The following is a 16,339-nucleotide window of genomic DNA, read 5'->3' as shown; positions in this document are numbered from 1 at the left end:
GCTGGGGAGGCGCGAGGCGATGCCCGCCGCTCTCAGGGCGCTGAGGACAGGGGCAGAAGGCGTGGCGGCAGCGATGCTCGCCGCCATGTTCTTCACCTTCGTCCTGCAGATCGTGTCGCGTTATGTCTTCGCCGAGTCCTTCGGCTGGACGCTGGAACTCTGCCTGACGCTGTGGATCTGGATCGTCTTCTGGGGCAATGCGTTCATCCTGCGCGACAGGGATCACGTCACGTTCGACATTCTCTATCTCTCGGTGCCGCCCGGGGCGCGCCGGGTGCTGGCGCTGGTCTCTGCTGCGACCATCGTCGTCGGCTTCGCCGTGTCGCTATGGCCAACCTGGGACTATATCGACTTCCTGAAGATCAAGAAGAGCGCGACGCTGAAGATCCCGCTGCGCACCGTCTTTTCAATCTACGCCGTCTTCATCATTGCGGTTGCCATTCGCTATGCCTGGCGCTTCGTCTTGGTCGCCCGAAAGGGAGTGGCGGGCGAGGGGCACCATCACCTCACGGTGACCGACGAATGAGCGTCCAGCTCTTCTTCTGTCTCACGACGCTGTTCCTGCTCGCCGGTATCGGCACGCCGATCGCCTATTCGATCATTCTGTCGGCCATCGTCTATCTCGCCATTGCCGGGCAGGATATCGCGCTGGCCGGCGAACAGATCCTGCAGGGGCTCTACGAGAGCTTCATCCTGCTTGCCGTACCGCTCTTCATCGCCGCCGCCAACATCATGAATGCGGGCACGATCTCCGAGCGTCTGCTTGCCTTCTGCGTTGCCGCCGTTGGCCGCTTTCGCGGTGGCCTCGGCCATGTGAACGTCGTCTCGTCGCTGATCTTTTCCGGCATGTCCGGCTCGGCGGTGGCGGATGCCGCCGGCATTGGCAAGATCGTCATCGACATGATGACGAAGAGCCGCCATTACACGCCGGGCTATGCGGCGGCGATCACGGCGGCATCCGCCACCATCGGGCCGATCATCCCGCCCTCGATCCCCATGGTCCTCTACGCGCTCGTCTCCAATTCCTCGATCGGCTACCTGTTCCTGGGCGGCATCCTGCCCGGCCTCGTGATGGGCGTGGTGCTGATGGGCATGAATACCTGGCTTTCGGCGCGACGAGGCTTCGCGCTGGAGGAGCCCGTGCCATTGCGCGAGCTGCCCGGCCACGCGGTCAACGCTTTTCCCGCGCTGCTGATGCCGGCAATCCTGCTCTACGGCATCTATGGCGGCGTCACGACGCCGACGGAGGCCGCCGCGGTCGCCGCCGCCTATGCGCTGCTGCTTGCCGGTCTCTTCTACCGGGCACTCAGTTTTCGCGCGCTCTACCGGATCTTCGTGGAAAGCGCCCGCTCCTCGGCGGCCGTCGGCCTCGTCATCGGCGGTGCCTTGATCCTCAACTATATCGTGGCGTCGGAAAACATCCCGAACATGCTGGCCGGAGCGCTGGTCGGGCTCGACGTCTCGCCGCTCGCCTTTCTGCTGTCGGTCAACGTGCTGCTCCTGCTGCTCGGCTGCGTGCTGGATGCCACCACCATCATCCTGGTCATCATCCCGCTGTTCCTGCCGACCTGCCGGGAGCTTGGCATCGACCTCGTGCATTTCGGCGTCGTCGCCGTCGTCAATTGCATGATCGGCCTGATCACTCCGCCCTACGGCATCCTGCTTTTCGTCATCAACGCGGTCACCGGCATCTCGCTGCGCGAGATCATCGGCGAGATCTGGGCCTTCCTCGCCGTATTGATCTTCGCCCTGCTGCTGCTGATCCTGGTGCCGGAGATCGTGCTCTTCCTGCCCCGACTGCTGGGGTATGACGGGTAGGCCGACAAACCCTCGGCGTCCAGACATGCGACCGCGCCGTCTCTCCTTTTGCGCTTCAATGCGGGATCAGGGAGAAACCGCAGGAACCCCCGCGAAGACTTCCGCGAAATACTCAAAAGGCCGTAGCTTGAATTCTTCGCTCAGGATGTCTCCGTTATGCATGCGATCAAGGCGGAAGCTGCGTACTGCCTTGCGCTCATGGTCCCAGGCGACGAGATACCAGACGGGATAGCTCAGCAGCAGGTAGTGCGGCTCGACCTGCCGCCGGCTCCGGCTGCCTTCGCCGTCGGTATAACTGAAACGCAGCAGGCGCAGCTCGAGGAAGGCGCGGCAGAGCGCTTCGCCGGTCTTGCTGTCCGGCTGGACGAAACCTTGCAGCACGGCCGGCGATGCCGAAGGGCCGATCTTGATCCGTCTCGTCAGGCTGTCGACGCGTTCGCGCAATGTCTGGGAGAACGAGGCCGCAAGCTTCCGCCGAATGGGGGCGAGATTGGCAATGATCCAGGGCGCTTCCATTTGCTCGGCAATGGCAAGACTGATCAGTAGCTCCACAGCTTCGCGGTATGACAGTTTCAGCCGGCCGATTCCCCAGTTGCGCTCCAGCCGGATGCCACCGCCACGGCCACGGTCGGCCTCGATCGGCAATCCCCTTTCCCGAAGGAGCGCGATATCGCGAAAGAGAGTCCGGCGGCTGACCCCGAATTCCTCCGCCAGGCCGGCAACGGACATCGGTTCCTCCGCCTTCAGCCGGCTTGCGAGGAGGTCAAGCCGTGCGAGGCGGCTTGCTGTGTCTCTGCGGTCCATGGAAGAAATATGTCATTAAATGACACCAATTCCCATAGCACCGGAGGTAAGACACAAACCGACAAGGAGCTGCCTGTGTCCTCAACAATCGTTGAAACTGCCGTCATTGCCCTCCGGTCCGAAGTGAGCGAAGCCGACCTCGTTGCCGCATCCGACAGGTTCCAACGCGAGTTCCTGGATGGCCGCAGGGGATTCCTGCGACGCGAATTGCTCAAGGTCGCAGAGGGTGGCGGCTACATGGACCTGATCCACTGGGCGGACGAGGAAGCCGCCGAGGCTGTGATGGTCGAGGCCGCCACGTCGCCGGCGTGCCAGGCATATTTTTCCATTATGGAGATGGACCCGGCCAATCCGAACGAAGGTGTTCGTCACTATCGGTCACTCGCGGCCTACGAAGCCTGACCCGATGGAACCCTTCAAGGCCGTTTTCTCATCCGCGCTTGTCGATCTGATCGCCGGACATCTGGGCCGCCACTGTCCCGGTTTCGACCGGGCAGGTTTCGTCCATTCGATCGTATCCCGTCTCGACGGGATGGAGTTGATGGAACGGGCACGGTTGATCGCGGACGCACTCCATGCGGTTCTTCCTCGCGATCCGGCGATCCGGGCGGATGTGCTTCTGGCACTCCTTCACCCGGATCCGCTGCCGGACCTGGTCGCGCCCCCGACTGTCGACGGACTTCGTGGATGGGCGATATTGCCGCTGACCCTTTTGGTGGGGCGGCACGGGATCGGCGATTTCGACCGGTCCCTGATGCTGCTGAGGGAAATGACGAAACGGTTCTCGTCCGAGTTTGCAATCAGATATTTTCTGATAGCCGATCAGAACCGGACACTCGCAACGCTGGCGGCATGGGTTCACGACCCCGATCGGCATGTTCGCCGCCTGGTGTCCGAAGGCACCCGCTCACGGCTTCCCTGGGCGATGCGTCTGCCGGCATTCATGAAGTATCCGGGCCCCGTTCTGCCGCTGCTGACGGCGCTCCGCGACGATCCGGAGGACTATGTCCGGCGCTCGGTCGCCAACAACCTCAACGACATTTCGAAAGATCATCCGCACCGCATAGCGTCTCTGCTTGGCGACTGGATGGTGGATGCGGACCGGAGCCGCAAGGCCCTTCTCCGCCACGCGGCCCGCAGCCTTATCAAGGCCGGAAACGCGGAGGCGCTCGCCGCCTTCGGTCATGCCTCCCCGCAGCTGGCGCCTGCCAGGCCACAACTTTCCTCCCCGGCGCTTCGCATGGGCGAGGTGCAGACCTTTTCTCTGGCCCTCAAGTCTTTGGCGAGCAAGCCGCAGTCGCTCGTCATCGACTACGTGGTGCATTTCCGGAAGGCGAACGGGAAGCTTTCGCCTAAGGTCTTCAAGGGCGGAAAGGTGATCCTGAACCCGGGCGAAGCCCAATTGTTTCAGAGGAAGCACCATTTCCGCAACGTGACGACCCGCCGCCATTACCCGGGACCGCACGCTCTGTCATTCAGGATAAACGGACAGGATACCGAAGCTGTTGGCTTCGAGCTTCTGGCTTGATACTCGATCCCAGCGAACGGGTGGAGAATGGTCGACTGACTTCAATCGTTCCAGCGAAGTATCGTGGCGGCATATCGAACGCGCGAGATTGTAGTCAGGACCGTGCGCCAGCCAGTCAGCGCGTGCCTGCGAGGGCTATCAGCGAGCTGGTTTTCCGGGGAACGAAATAATGGCGGTTCATGGACTCAAAAATCACTGAAGAGTCTCTGTACCTATTTTGGCTAAGTGGTTGCCGTGACTGAAGAATGATTTATGCTGATGGCGTTCGCGTTTCCAATGGTGGGGATAGAAATAGATTATTGGATTTCCTGGCATTCTCCATCAAAAAAGCCATTATATAATTTCAAAGCAATTACCTTGCTAAGCATTGAAAAATTTCCAGCTATGGCTTTCTCTTTTTTACCTTGGGAATATTTAACATCGTATATCTGCAACTGGTCGCCTACTACTTCTATATGCTCATGATATTCTAAATTGCTATTTGGGACTTCAACCCATAAGCTTCCTGCGCTATCGCTCCACAACCCAACCCAAGGACGGTATTTATGTAATTTTACATAAATAGTTAGGTCCTCGTTTTGTTCAGCCATTTTAATGCTTCCCACACAAGAGAAACGAGTTTCTTTAGCAGAGAAGTTTACAACAATAACAAACCCAACTACTAAAATTGCAATAAATATCAGAGCTATCTTTATATATTTCATGGTTACTTACACCTGATTATTAGCGTACCATACAATCAAAAGTACGGGAAGCAAACACTATATTTTCCTGTACTTTAGAGGATTTTAGCAAAGCAGATTTTATAGGAGAATCTGTCTATAGAGAGGAAAAGACACGGAAAATCGAACCTTTTTCAAAATCTATAGTACGGGTTTATCCGCTCTAAACCGCTTGTAAATCAACGTTATTTTTGTTGCAACGCCATCCATAGATGGAGTTTTTTGTTGTAAATGGCGGAGAGAGAGGGATTCGAACCCTCGATACGGTTTCCCGTATACACGCGTTCCAGGCGTGCGCCTTCAACCACTCGGCCACCTCTCCACGCGCGCCGAAGGAAGCCCTCCAGCAGCAAGACGCGCAATATACTCATGCAAGGGCGGACTGCAAGCCATTGCGCGAGGATTTCCGCTTGTTTTCAACATTGCGGCCTGCAGCCCAAGGGGCGCGGAGTTTGCGGACTGGATTATGCCTGAACAAACAGACGGCTAGGGAACGGTGGCCGGGCGCCTTCAATGCAATCGGCGGCGGAGGCGCGCGTTGCAAGGGCGGCTGCGGGCGGCTATTGAGAGGAGGGTGGCAGCCTGGCGGACACGGTCCGTCGCGCGGCGCGAGAACGGAGTGGATAGCGGTCCAGATGGTGCGTTTCCTGTCGAAGATCCTCGGCCTCTGGCTGATCGCGATCGCGCTTGTGGCCGCGGTGCTCGACGGCACGCGCTCGATCGCCGCCGCCGCATGGACCACCAAGGCTCTCGGCCAGTACTGGTTCGACCTGGCACCAGCCTCGCTTAACACGGCGCAGGCAGCGATCCAGCGCCACGTGAATCCCTATCTCTGGGACCCGGTGATCTTCTGGTTTCTGGAGCAACCGGTCTGGCTGGTGGCCGGCCCGCTCGGCTTCCTGCTTCTGTGGCTCGGCGAACGCCGTCGCCGCCGGATCCGCTTTCCCGGTTAGGCCGAGGTTCTCCGATGCCAGCTGCAAGGAAGGGATGCCGGCGACGATAGGCACCGCAATGCCGTGATATTGATTGAGCAGCCGGTTGGCGTACCCTTGCTCTTTGAGCTGCCTTGACTATTTCATCTCCATTACGCCAGAGCGCTTTCCCTTCAGATGCGGCCATCTGAAGGGAAAGCGCTCCGGGAGAAATGCTTTGAGCACATTCTGGTCGTTCTGATCGGGTCGATTCGAGCGATAGAATTAGGCGCTGGCCGTGCGGACAGTCCACGTGGCGGAGGAACGTTTCATGTCATTCATGTCCATGCTTACCAAGAAGGTGTCGATGCCGGGTCGCGAGGAATCGCTGCCGGGTCGCGATACACCGATCATGCGTCCGGGCCTGCACACGGTGAACCGCCGGCCGATCGACGCCGCTGTTCCGGAAGGTCACGAGGAAGTGCTGCTCGGCCTTGGCTGCTTCTGGGGCGCGGAGCGCCTGTTCTGGCAGACGCCGGGCGTTTACGTCACCGCGGTCGGCTACGCGGGCGGCTACACGAAGAATGCAACCTATGGCGAGGTCTGCAGCGGCCGCACCGGTCATACGGAAGTGGTGCGCGTCGTCTTCGATCCAAAAGCGATCTCGCACGAGGAACTCCTGCGACGCTTCTGGGAAGGCCATGACCCTACACAGGGTATGCGCCAGGGCAACGATATCGGCACGCAGTACCGTTCGGCGATCTACTACGCTAGCGAGGAAATGCGCGAGGCGGCGGAGAAGACCCGCGCGGCCTATCGCGATGCGCTAAAGAAAGCGGGCCACGGCCGCGATATCACCACCGAGATCCAGCCGATGCCGCCCTTCTACTACGCCGAGGACGACCATCAGCAATATCTCGACAAGAACCCGCGCGGCTATTGCGGCCTCGGCGGCACCGGCGTCTCCTGCCCGGTGGGCCTAGGCGTCGACGCGAAGTAGGACGCGGGCAGGATCGATCGAGATGAAGGGCTGGCAGCCGCCGGCCCTTTTTCTTGCGCGGCGGCCTTTAATGTTCCGACCCCGCTGCTTTCAATGCCTGCCTGAACGCCTATATTCCCTGTATGGACAGTCTCACGCGCATCAATCCGGATGTTCAGGCCGAATACCGGCTGCGCAACCTGCTGCATACGCTGCTTCTTGCCGGCGGCAGCCTGTTTCTGCTCGGCCTTTGCGCCTATGTGCTGGCGGGGCCTCCGGGCGTGTTGTGGGCGGCGATCGGCGGCGGCGCCTCGCTCTACGCCGCCACGCATATGTCGCCGAAAATGGTGCTCGGCCTCTACCGCGCCCGGCAGTTGCCGGAGGACGTCATGCCGGATGCCCACCGCATCCTGCGGCTTTTGAGCGAGCGCGCCGGCCTGCCGCGCGCGCCGGATCTCTATCTCATCCGCTCCAGCATGATGAACGCCTTTTCCATCGGAAGGCGTGACGATGCCGCGATATGCGTCACCGACGGGCTGGTGCGCGGGCTGTCCGGCCGCGAGTTCATCGGCGTCATGGCGCATGAGATCGCCCATATCCTGCGTGAGGATATCCGGGTGATGGCGCTGAGCGATGTCGTCAGCCGGATGACGAGCGTCATGTCGTTCCTTGGCTTGATGCTCGCGCTGTTCCACGCGCCGAAACTGATGGCCGACGGCGGTCAGGCGCCGTGGCTGGTGATCCTGATCCTCATCACCGCGCCCACTGTCGGCACGCTGTTGCAGCTTGCCCTGTCGCGCACCCGCGAGTTCGAGGCCGATCTTACGGCGGTGGAAGTGACCGGCGATCCGGAAGGGCTGGCGGCTGCGCTCATGAAGCTGGAAAAAGCGCATGGGCGAATGTGGGAAGCGATGATGCTGCCTGGCGCGCGCATCCCGGACCCGTCGATCCTGCGTTCTCATCCCAAGACCGAGGAGCGGGTCAGACGAATCCTGTCCCTGCGCAAGCGTCCCGCGCCGCTGGTAGATGTGGAAGGCTGGCCTCATATTACCGCAAAGTCGATGCTGCCGGTCACCGGAAAGCCGCGCCGGCGCATGGGCGGTCTCGGCGTTTGGTATTAAGGACGGACCCGGGCACGTCGCAGCGCGTGCCTTGCCATGTCGCTCCTTAGGCGATAGCTCAACGCGATGACGGTTCATCCTGAAAGACGGCGATGACGGGGCCGAAGAAGCAGCCGGGCGGGCGCGTCCTCCTGCTGGACGCAAAGGAAAACGACGGGGCGCTGCTATTCGAGCGCCCGCGCACAGTCCTGTCCTGCGCGCGGCTTGAGGATGTCCGCTCCACGCTTGGCGAAGTGGAGGCGCAGAGCCGCGACGGTGCACATCTGGCCGGTTTCCTCGCCTATGAGGCGGGTTACGCTTTCGAGCAAAAGCTTCTAAAGGCTCCGCTCCCACCGCTTTCCGTGCCGCTGGTATGGTTCGGCGTTTTCGACGCGCCCCGCCGGCTGACGAAGGGGGAGGCCCTGGATTGGCTGCATACGGAAACGGCGGAAGCGGGTCCGCCCCGCATTGGCGACATGCGCTTCGACACCTCGCGCGAAGAATATGAAGCGGCCTTCGCCGCCGTTCGCGTGCATCTTGCCAGGGGCGATATCTATCAGGCCAACCTGACGATCCGCGCCCGCTTCATGGTCGAGGGCGATCCGTTGCGCCTGTTCCGCGATCTCGTATTGCGCCAGCCCGTCGGTCACGCGGCCTTCGTCGATACGGGCGACGTCCGCGTTTTGTCATTGTCGCCGGAGCTGTTCCTGGAGCGACAGGGCAGCCTCATCCGTACCCGTCCGATGAAGGGCACGGCCGCACGCGGACGGACGTTGCGGGAGGACCGGCGCATTGCCCGCTCCCTTGCCGCCGATCCCAAGTCGCAGGCCGAGAATGTGATGATCGTCGACCTGATGCGCAACGATCTTTCTCGGGTGACGGAAGCCGGCAGCGTCACCGTGCCATCGCTCTTTTCGGTGGAGACCTACCGCACGCTTTTCCAGATGACCTCAACCGTCGAAGGGCGTCTAAGGCAAGGCGCGGGCTTTGCGGAAATCGCGGAAAACCTCTTTCCTTGCGGCTCGATCACCGGTGCGCCGAAGCTCAGCGCCATGACCATACTGCGCGACCTGGAGCAAAGCGCCAGGGGCATCTATACCGGCTCGATCGGTCATGTTGCTCCCGGCGGCGACTTCCGTTTCAACGTGGCGATCCGCACTCTGGTTATCGACAGGGAAGGCCGGGGAGAGGCGGGGACGGGTTCCGGCGTGGTCTTCGATTCCGGGGCTGCGCCCGAATATGACGAGTGCCTGCTGAAGCTTCGCTTCATGACCGGGAGTTTCGAGCGCTTCGGCCTCATTGAGACCCTGCTGTGGACGCCCGAGGAAGGTTACTTCCTGCTGCAGCGGCATCTCGACCGGCTTGCGGAGAGTGCGGCCTATTTCGGCTACCCCTGCGATCCTGGTGCCGTCGAGGCTGCGCTCGAGGAGCACGCGGAAATATTGTCAGGCAGGCGGCGAGTGCGGCTGCAACTGGAGGCCGACGGCAGTTTCGAAATCTCGGATGCGCCCCTGGCTGGCGCGACTGGCAAACCCTGGCATGTCGCCATCTGCGAGACGCCGGTCTCCGCCGATGACGTGTTTCTCTATCACAAGACCACGCGGCGGACGTTCTTTGATCAAACCCGCAGGCAATTGGCCGGGAGCCATGACGTGGACGAAGTCATTTTCGTCAACACGGAAGGCTATCTCACCGAGGGCAGCTACACATCGCTCTTCGTCGAGCGGGACGGGCGGCTTCTGACGCCTGCGCTGCGACATGGGCTGCTAGCCGGCACTTTCCGTGCGGCACTGCTCGAAACGGGACGGGCAGTGGAAGCAGATCTCAAAGCGGTCGATCTTGAAGGGGCGACGATCTATCTCGGCAACTCGGTCAGGGGGCTCATCCGCGCGGAGGTTTCGCGTCGGACATTGAACGCGGAGGCAGCGGAGTGATTGTCGTGCTTAAATGCCAGCCACCTCCAGTTCCGGCCAATTTTCCTTGGCGGACATGGCTTTCCGACGATACGAGACGGGGTTTGAAAAGATTGGGTTTGGTACGATGCGCATTGCAAAGGCATTGGCCAATCCGAAAGGGGCGACGATATCGAGGTTGTCATCGTCTTCGAGCCTGACCGCGATCGCCTGCGTTGGCGACAGATAGCGGGTCAGCGACTCGTCCGAACAGGTCAGGGCCTTGTATTCGATGCCGAATTTTTGCGGATACCAGAGATGAACGCGGGCCTGATTGCGGATCTCGACGGGCTTGTCGGTAAACGAAAAATACTTCGCGGCTTTTGCAATAAGCCGGTCTTCAGCCTCGAAGCTTAGATCGCTGCCGTCGAAATAGATCAGATCGTAATCCTTGATGCCGTGACCTTGAGGGCGGCCGGTCAACACATTCCAGAGCGTCTGGTAAATCGCACCCGAAGCGACGCGCCAATCGGGCAGGCGAATGTCGCGAGCAGCCCGCAATACTGCCATCAATGCATGATCGGAGCGGATGACGGCACCAAGCACGGTTCGGCGCTCGTGTTCGCAAGTCCGCGCAGGGTCGCCGAGCAGATGACGATCAAGCGGAGAATTTGGTGTCGTTCCAATCGCTTGTGCTCTCTTTGACGACATCGCCCCTCTCATCGATCAAAGACGAATCCGATACGGAATCGCCTTTGACCAAGGTGGGCGACCACAATCAGCCACGCAAGGTGCCGCCGGTCGCCTTCTCGACGGCCGCGACGATCCGCGCGGAAACCGCGTCGATCTCCTCGTCGGTCAGCGTCTTCTGCCGTGGCTGCAGCGTTACGTCGATCGCCAGCGACTTCTTGCCGTCCGGCACGCCCTTGCCCGCATAGACGTCGAAAAGCGAGACGTCGGCAATCAGCTGCTTTTCGGCGCCACGGGCGGCCTTCAGCAGCTTTTCGGCACTCAAGCCGGCGTCGACGATGAAGGCGAAGTCGCGCCGCACCGGCATCAGTTCGGATATCTGCAGAGCGCCCTTGGAGCGGCTTGCCTTGGCCTTGGCTTCCGGCACCGCGTCGACGAACACTTCGAAGGCTGCGACCGGGCCGTCGATGTCGAGCTTCTCCAGCAGGCCGGGGTGCAATTCGCCGAAGCGGGCCAGCACGGTCTTGGGGCCAAGCCGCAACTCGCCGGACCGGCCCGGATGATACCAGGACGGCGCCTCGGCGAAGACCATCAGCTTGTCGACCGGCGCGCCGATTGCCGCGAGCACGGCCTCTGCATCCGCGCGGGCATCGAAGACGGTGACTTCGGGCGCATTGCCGGACCAGTGACGGCCGGCGCCGCTCATGATAGCCGTGCCCTTGCGGATGCCAGCGGCCACCATCGCCTGGCCTTCGGGCGTGTCGTCGGCAAAGACCTGGCCGATTTCAAACAGCGCCACATCCGCATAGCCCCGGTCGGCGTTGCGCTGGGCGGCGGCGGCCAGTCCCGGAATGAGGCTCGGACGCATGTCCGACATGTCCGAGGAAATCGGATTGGCAAGCTTCAGGACCGAAGCGCCGCCGTCGAAGGCCTCGGCCTGTTCGCGGGAAATGAAGGACCAGGTCACGGCTTCCTTCAGGCCGCGAACGGCGAGCGCGCGGCGGGCATGGTTGCGGCGAATCTGGCCCGTGGTCAGCACTTTCTGGCCCACATGGGTGCCACGCGACAGCGGCGTGGAGGGAATAAGATCGACGCCGGCGATCCGCATTACCTCCTCGACTAGATCGGCCTTGCCCTCGATATCCGGCCGCCAGGACGGCGGGGCGACCTTCACCGTGTCGCCGCTGCCGGCCACCCAGAAGCCCAGGCGGGTGAGGATGCCCTTGATTTCGGGAGGCGTCAGCGACAGGCCGGAAAGCCGCTTCACTTCCGAATAGGGGAAGTCGATGGTGAATTCGCTGTCGGGGATGGCGCCGGCCAGCACGTGCTCCGTCGGCGTGCCGCCGCACAAATCCAGGATCATGCGGGTGCCCTGCTCCAGGCCGGGCAGGCAGTAATTGGGATCGACGCCGCGCTCGAACCGATAGCGGGCGTCGGAATTGATGCCGAGCTTGCGGCCGGTCTGGGCAATGTTGAAGGCATCCCAGAGCGCGGATTCTAGCAGCACGTCCGTGGTGTTCTCGTCGCAGCCGGTATGCTCGCCGCCCATGATGCCGGCGATCGATTCAAGGCCGTTTTCGTCGGCGATGACACAGACGCTATCGTCGACCGTGTAGGTCTTTTCGTTCAGCGCCAGCACTTCCTCGCCATCGCGGCCGCGGCGCACGACGAGATCGCCCTTGACCTTGGCGGCGTCGAAGACATGCAGCGGGCGGCCCCGGTCGAAGGTGACGTAATTGGTAATGTCGACCAGCGCGTTGATCGGGCGAAGGCCGATGGCGGTGAGCCGCTTCTGCAGCCATTTCGGCGACGGGCCATTCTTCACGCCGCGCACGAGACGCAGTGCGAAGGCCGGGCAGAGCGACGGCGTATCGCCGAAGTCGAGACGCACATCGACCGGGCAGGCGCCCGACGTTTCGATCGGCGCGACGCGACCTTCCTTCAACTTGCCGAGGCCGGCGGCGGCGAGGTCGCGGGCAATACCGTGCACGCCGGTGCAGTCCGGCCGGTTCGGCGTCAGGCCGATCTCGATCACAGGATCGTCGAGGCCGGCATATGCGGCGAAGGACTGGCCGACGGGTGCATCCGAAGGCAGGTCAATGATGCCGGTATGCTCGTCGGAAAGCTCAAGCTCGCGCTCGGAGCACATCATGCCGAAGCTTTCGACGTCGCGGATCTTGCCGATCGACAGCGTCAGGTCGATGCCGGGCACATAGGCACCGGGCCGAGCCAGCACGCCGACGAGCCCCTCGCGCGCATTCGGCGCGCCGCAGACGATCTGCAGAGGTTCGCCACTGCCGCTGTCGACGGTCAGCACCTTCAGGCGGTCGGCATTGGGATGCGGCCGCGCGGCGACAACCCGGGCGATGGTAAAGGGCTTCAGCGCCTCCGCCGGGTTGTGGACCCCTTCGACCTCGAGGCCGATCAGGGTGAGCTTCTCGACGATCTCGTCGAGGCTGGCGTCGGTATCAAGGTGGTCCTTGAGCCAGGAGAGCGTGAATTTCATCGTCGCGGTCTCTTCGTCATTCGTCTCGTTCAGCACCTCTCCACCGCATCAGGTCGTGGGCGGGAGAGGGCCGTTGATCAGTTGTCCTGCTCGAAGCGGTCGAAATCCGGCGTTGCCGATCCCTCGCTGAAATGACCGGCGAAACGCCGCCCGATCTCGTGCATGCGGGCGGTCCATTTGCGCACGTCGTCGGTGGTCACCTGCTCGCCGCGTGCGATCCGCTGTGCCGCTTCCACCTCGATCTCGTCGCGAAGGAGGCCAAACTCGACCTGCGCGGAATGTTCCGCCCGGTATTTCCCGAGCCAGTCCACCGCGACGGCCGCGATCAGCACGAGCAGCGCAGCCGACACGGTAACGGTCGACCAGCGGGCGAGACCGGGGATACGGCGGTCGGCGGCAACCAGCACCATGGTGGCGATCGCCAGAAAGGCGGTGAGGTAGATTGCCGTCAGGAAGCTTTCGTATTTGGCTTCCGCCGCCGCCTCGTGCTGCGAACGCAATACCGTGATGCGGTCGCGCAGGTAGAGCACCGGATCGGCCCCCGCGCCCAGGCCCTGCACGAAATATTCGTCGCAAAACCGCAGGCGGCCGCGCTCCTTCGACTTGTCCGCGCAGACATCGACGAAGGACGCAGGCGATGACACTTCTCCGGCCGTCTGGGCATGGCCCGCAGGCGCGGCGATCGCCGCCATCAGAAAGAGCAGCGGTGCAAGCATTGTCATCAGCAAACGTGAAATCGCCATGCCCTGCCTCGTGAAATGTCTTGTCGTTCCTTATCGGCTCAGGCCGCCGAACAGCGTCGGCATGTCGAGCGGTCGGAACCCGTAATGGTCAAGCCAGCGCACATCGGCGTCGAAGAAGGCGCGCAGGTCAGGCATGCCGTATTTCAGCATGGCGATGCGGTCGATCCCCATACCCCAGGCGAACCCCTGATACTCGTCCGGATCGAGGCCGCAATTGCGGATGACGTTCGGATGCACCATGCCGCAGCCGAGGATTTCCAGCCAGTCGTTGCCTTCGCCGATCCGGATCTCGTCTCCGGAGCGATCGCAACCGACATCGACTTCCATCGACGGCTCCGTGAAGGGAAAGAAGGATGGGCGGAAGCGCATCTTCACATTGTCGACCTCAAAGAATGCCTTGCAGAACTCTTCGAGGATCCATTTCAGGTGACCGATATGGCTTTCCTTATCGATGACGAGGCCTTCCACCTGGTGGAACATAGGCGTGTGCGTCTGATCGCTGTCACAACGGTAAGTGCGGCCGGGAATGATCACGCGGATCGGCGGCTGCTGGCTCGTCATGGTGCGGATCTGCACTGGCGAGGTGTGCGTGCGAAGCAGCATGCGCTCGCCGTTCTCCTTGGGATCGAAGAAGAACGTGTCGTGCATTTCCCGAGCCGGATGGCCCACGGGGAAGTTCAGCGCAGTGAAGTTGAAATGATCGGTCTCGATATCCGGGCCTTCGGCAATGGCGAAGCCCATGTCGGCGAAGATCGCCGTCAGTTCGTCGATCACCTGGCTGACCGGATGGATGCGGCCTTCCTCGGCCGGCGGACGCCGCAGGGGCATCGTCACGTCGACGCGGTCGGCTTCGAGGCGGGCTGAAAGGGCGGCATCCTTCAGCACGTCCTTGCGGGTACCGAGTGCATCGGTGATGCGCGCCTTGAGGCCGTTGATCGCCGGACCCATCACCTGGCGCTCTTCGGGGCTCATACGGCCAAGCGTCTTCAGCTTTTCCGAAACGCTGCCTTTCTTGCCGAGGGCCGCGACGCGCACTTCCTCAAGCTGGGCCTCGGTGTCGGCAGCGGAGATGGCCGCCAGGATGTCGGATTCGAGGGTTTCGAGTTCGGACATGATTGCTCGTTGGTTGCCGGCGCCGCACGCAAGCCTGTCCATGCGGTCGCACCGAAAAGTCGAGGGGGTCTTTTAGCAGAATTGGCCGCGCATTCCAGTGGCGGCGAAGGGAAGCTTTTCAGCCCCTAAATCGGCCGCAGGCCGGGCCCCAGTAGACGATATCGCGCTCGCGCAGGCCGACGGCCAAGGCGGCCATCTGCAGCGGCATACCGACGATGTCTCCCGTTTCCGTGCGGCTCATGGTGCCTGTACCAGTTCTTTGTCAAGCCGCGCGGACGGTGCCAGATCGCATCCGGCTTGGCAAGTGGCGGTCTGCGCTCAACTCATCCAGCGCAGGGTGCGTTCCCTGACCGGGTTCTGAAAGTCCCTTCCTTCCGAGCCGGAGCGCGTCCACTCGTCCTTCAACTGCATCCACCAGCGGCCTTGCGTGTCGGCATCGTTGATGAGCATCAGCTTCGGATTGTATTCGAGGCCTTCGCGCTGCTGGATCACGACCCGGCGGTCCTGGTCCAGGAAGGTTGTCATCAGCCGCCGCAGCAGCGGCTTGAACGGGCTCACCCAGCCCATCGTTGCCCAGAACATCTGCCTGACTTCCGTCTTGTCTTCATCGACCGGCGTGATGGTGGTGAGGCCGACGACCGAATGCCTGTCGCCCTTGATGTGCTCGATCCGCAGGCCCGGCAGGCTGTAGCGGATCTCGGTCGTCACGTCGTTGCCGAGGAGTTTGTAGGCGATGTTCTGCGGCGGCAGCTTGTGGCGCACCATGGCCCAGCCGAGTTCGCTCGGCGCGAAATGCTTTTCCTTCGGGCGAAGCTTCGTCGCGTTCTTCTTGAACCACCAGGACGTGTGCACGAAGGCGGCGTGAGTCGGGTCCATCAGGCCCAGGGCCGCATGGTCGACCGAGCAGACGAAGGGCAGCATGATGGCGAGACGCGGGCCCTGGTCCAGCCCGAAATCGGGCAGCAATGGGGGCTCCGGCTGACGGCCGTCTTCCGGACGCTCGGTGCCATCGGCGAAATAGACCCAGACCAGCCCCTGCTGCTCCTTCACGGGAAAGGCGCCGCAGGAGATCTTCGAATAGTCGATCGTCTGGTATTCGTGGGTGGAGGGAATGTCGACGCAAGTGCCGGACGTATCGAATTTCCAGCCGTGATAGCAGCATTGCACCGTCTCGCCGTCGAAGCGGCCGTAGCGCAGCGGAATGCCGCGATGCGGGCAGATGTCGCGGATGGCGAAGGCTTTGCCATGCCGGTCGCGGCCGAACAGGACCGGTTCGCCCATCAGCTTCTTCGCCATGGTCTTGCCGGCTTTCAGCTCCTCCGACGTGCAGGCGACATACCACAGGCCGCGCAGGAGTTCGGCTTTCAGGTTGTTCATCGGGCGACTGTCTCCGGGAGAGCGAGAGAGGTAAGGTCCGGCAGAAGGGGTTTAGCGACTCCGCGCTCAGGGCTCAAGACGGGCGGAAGGAAGAGGTGCCCGAAACAAAAAAGGCGCGCCGATGACAGCGCGCCTTTTGCAATCACTCAGTTTGCC

General features: G+C 62.0%; 16 protein-coding genes and 1 tRNA gene. 8 read left to right on the top strand and 9 right to left on the bottom strand.

Features of this window, described 5'->3' with window-relative positions:
* The first annotated feature begins 19 nt into the window (after positions 1-19).
* A complete protein-coding gene (locus tag H2509_RS01875; RefSeq protein ID WP_182161720.1) occupies positions 20-526 on the top strand; it encodes a TRAP transporter small permease in 507 nt (168 codons plus the stop codon).
* Positions 523-1,818, top strand: a complete 1,296-nt coding sequence (locus tag H2509_RS01870; protein WP_182161718.1) for a TRAP transporter large permease — start codon at positions 523-525, stop codon at positions 1,816-1,818. Before H2509_RS01875 ends, H2509_RS01870 begins: the two co-directional genes overlap by 4 nt.
* A 66-nt stretch (positions 1,819-1,884) precedes the next feature.
* Here H2509_RS01870 and H2509_RS01865 read toward each other — a convergent pair whose 3' ends face one another.
* On the bottom strand, positions 1,885-2,622 hold the full coding sequence (locus H2509_RS01865) for a helix-turn-helix transcriptional regulator (protein ID WP_209001747.1): 738 nt from the start codon (positions 2,620-2,622) through the stop codon (positions 1,885-1,887).
* Positions 2,623-2,631: 9 nt separating this feature from the next.
* On the opposite strand from H2509_RS01865, the gene H2509_RS01860 reads away from it, so the two are divergent.
* A complete protein-coding gene (locus H2509_RS01860) occupies positions 2,632-3,024 on the top strand; it encodes a hypothetical protein (protein ID WP_182161716.1) in 393 nt (130 codons plus the stop codon).
* Between the two features lie 4 nt (positions 3,025-3,028).
* On the top strand, positions 3,029-4,150 hold the full coding sequence (locus H2509_RS01855; protein WP_182161714.1) for a DNA alkylation repair protein: 1,122 nt from the start codon (positions 3,029-3,031) through the stop codon (positions 4,148-4,150).
* 296 nt (positions 4,151-4,446) lie between these two features.
* Here the strand turns inward: H2509_RS01855 and H2509_RS01850 are convergent, their stop codons facing one another.
* Positions 4,447-4,854: a hypothetical protein gene (locus tag H2509_RS01850; RefSeq protein WP_182161712.1), complete on the bottom strand. Its 408-nt coding sequence runs from the start codon at positions 4,852-4,854 to the stop codon at positions 4,447-4,449.
* A 250-nt stretch (positions 4,855-5,104) separates the two neighbouring features.
* A tRNA-Ser gene (locus H2509_RS01845) sits at positions 5,105-5,194 on the bottom strand.
* 313 nt (positions 5,195-5,507) lie between these two features.
* Between H2509_RS01845 and H2509_RS01840 the strand changes: the two genes are divergently transcribed.
* From H2509_RS01840 to pabB, 4 genes are all read left to right on the top strand, one after another.
* On the top strand, positions 5,508-5,825 hold the full coding sequence (locus tag H2509_RS01840) for a hypothetical protein (protein WP_209001746.1): 318 nt from the start codon (positions 5,508-5,510) through the stop codon (positions 5,823-5,825).
* A 298-nt stretch (positions 5,826-6,123) separates the two neighbouring features.
* A complete protein-coding gene (gene msrA / locus H2509_RS01835; RefSeq protein ID WP_209001753.1) occupies positions 6,124-6,783 on the top strand; it encodes a peptide-methionine (S)-S-oxide reductase MsrA in 660 nt (219 codons plus the stop codon).
* Between the two features lie 122 nt (positions 6,784-6,905).
* Entirely contained in the window at positions 6,906-7,883 is a 978-nt protein-coding gene (locus H2509_RS01830) for a zinc metalloprotease HtpX (protein WP_182161708.1), read from the top strand.
* Positions 7,884-7,975: 92 nt separating this feature from the next.
* A complete protein-coding gene (gene pabB / locus H2509_RS01825) occupies positions 7,976-9,796 on the top strand; it encodes an aminodeoxychorismate synthase component I (RefSeq protein WP_182161706.1) in 1,821 nt (606 codons plus the stop codon).
* A gap of 9 nt (positions 9,797-9,805) precedes the next feature.
* Here the strand turns inward: pabB and H2509_RS01820 are convergent, their stop codons facing one another.
* The 6 genes from H2509_RS01820 to H2509_RS01800 all read right to left on the bottom strand — a co-directional run bounded on the left by H2509_RS01820 (position 9,806) and on the right by H2509_RS01800 (position 16,183).
* On the bottom strand, positions 9,806-10,465 hold the full coding sequence (locus tag H2509_RS01820; RefSeq protein WP_182161704.1) for a nucleotidyltransferase family protein: 660 nt from the start codon (positions 10,463-10,465) through the stop codon (positions 9,806-9,808).
* Positions 10,466-10,532: 67 nt separating this feature from the next.
* Positions 10,533-12,950 carry a phenylalanine--tRNA ligase subunit beta gene (gene pheT, locus H2509_RS01815; protein WP_182161928.1) on the bottom strand — a complete coding sequence of 806 codons (2,418 nt, stop codon included), beginning with the start codon at positions 12,948-12,950 and terminating at the stop codon, positions 10,533-10,535.
* Positions 12,951-13,027: 77 nt separating this feature from the next.
* On the bottom strand, positions 13,028-13,693 hold the full coding sequence (locus H2509_RS01810) for a hypothetical protein (RefSeq protein ID WP_209001745.1): 666 nt from the start codon (positions 13,691-13,693) through the stop codon (positions 13,028-13,030).
* Between the two features lie 30 nt (positions 13,694-13,723).
* Positions 13,724-14,806, bottom strand: coding sequence for a phenylalanine--tRNA ligase subunit alpha (gene pheS / locus H2509_RS01805; RefSeq protein WP_182161702.1), 1,083 nt, complete (start codon positions 14,804-14,806; stop codon positions 13,724-13,726).
* 118 nt (positions 14,807-14,924) lie between these two features.
* The gene (locus H2509_RS21065) at positions 14,925-15,047 is read right to left on the bottom strand and encodes a hypothetical protein (RefSeq protein WP_268925751.1); all 123 of its coding nucleotides are present in this window, start codon (positions 15,045-15,047) and stop codon (positions 14,925-14,927) included.
* A 77-nt stretch (positions 15,048-15,124) separates the two neighbouring features.
* Positions 15,125-16,183 carry an aromatic ring-hydroxylating oxygenase subunit alpha gene (locus H2509_RS01800; protein ID WP_182161700.1) on the bottom strand — a complete coding sequence of 353 codons (1,059 nt, stop codon included), beginning with the start codon at positions 16,181-16,183 and terminating at the stop codon, positions 15,125-15,127.
* Between the last annotated feature and the right edge of the window lie 156 nt (positions 16,184-16,339).

Source organism: Stappia albiluteola, assembly GCF_014050225.1.
Classification (GTDB): domain Bacteria; phylum Pseudomonadota; class Alphaproteobacteria; order Rhizobiales; family Stappiaceae; genus Hongsoonwoonella; species Hongsoonwoonella albiluteola.
The sequence above is the reverse complement of the archived record's forward strand: the minus strand, read 5'-3'. Positions and strand labels throughout refer to the sequence as shown.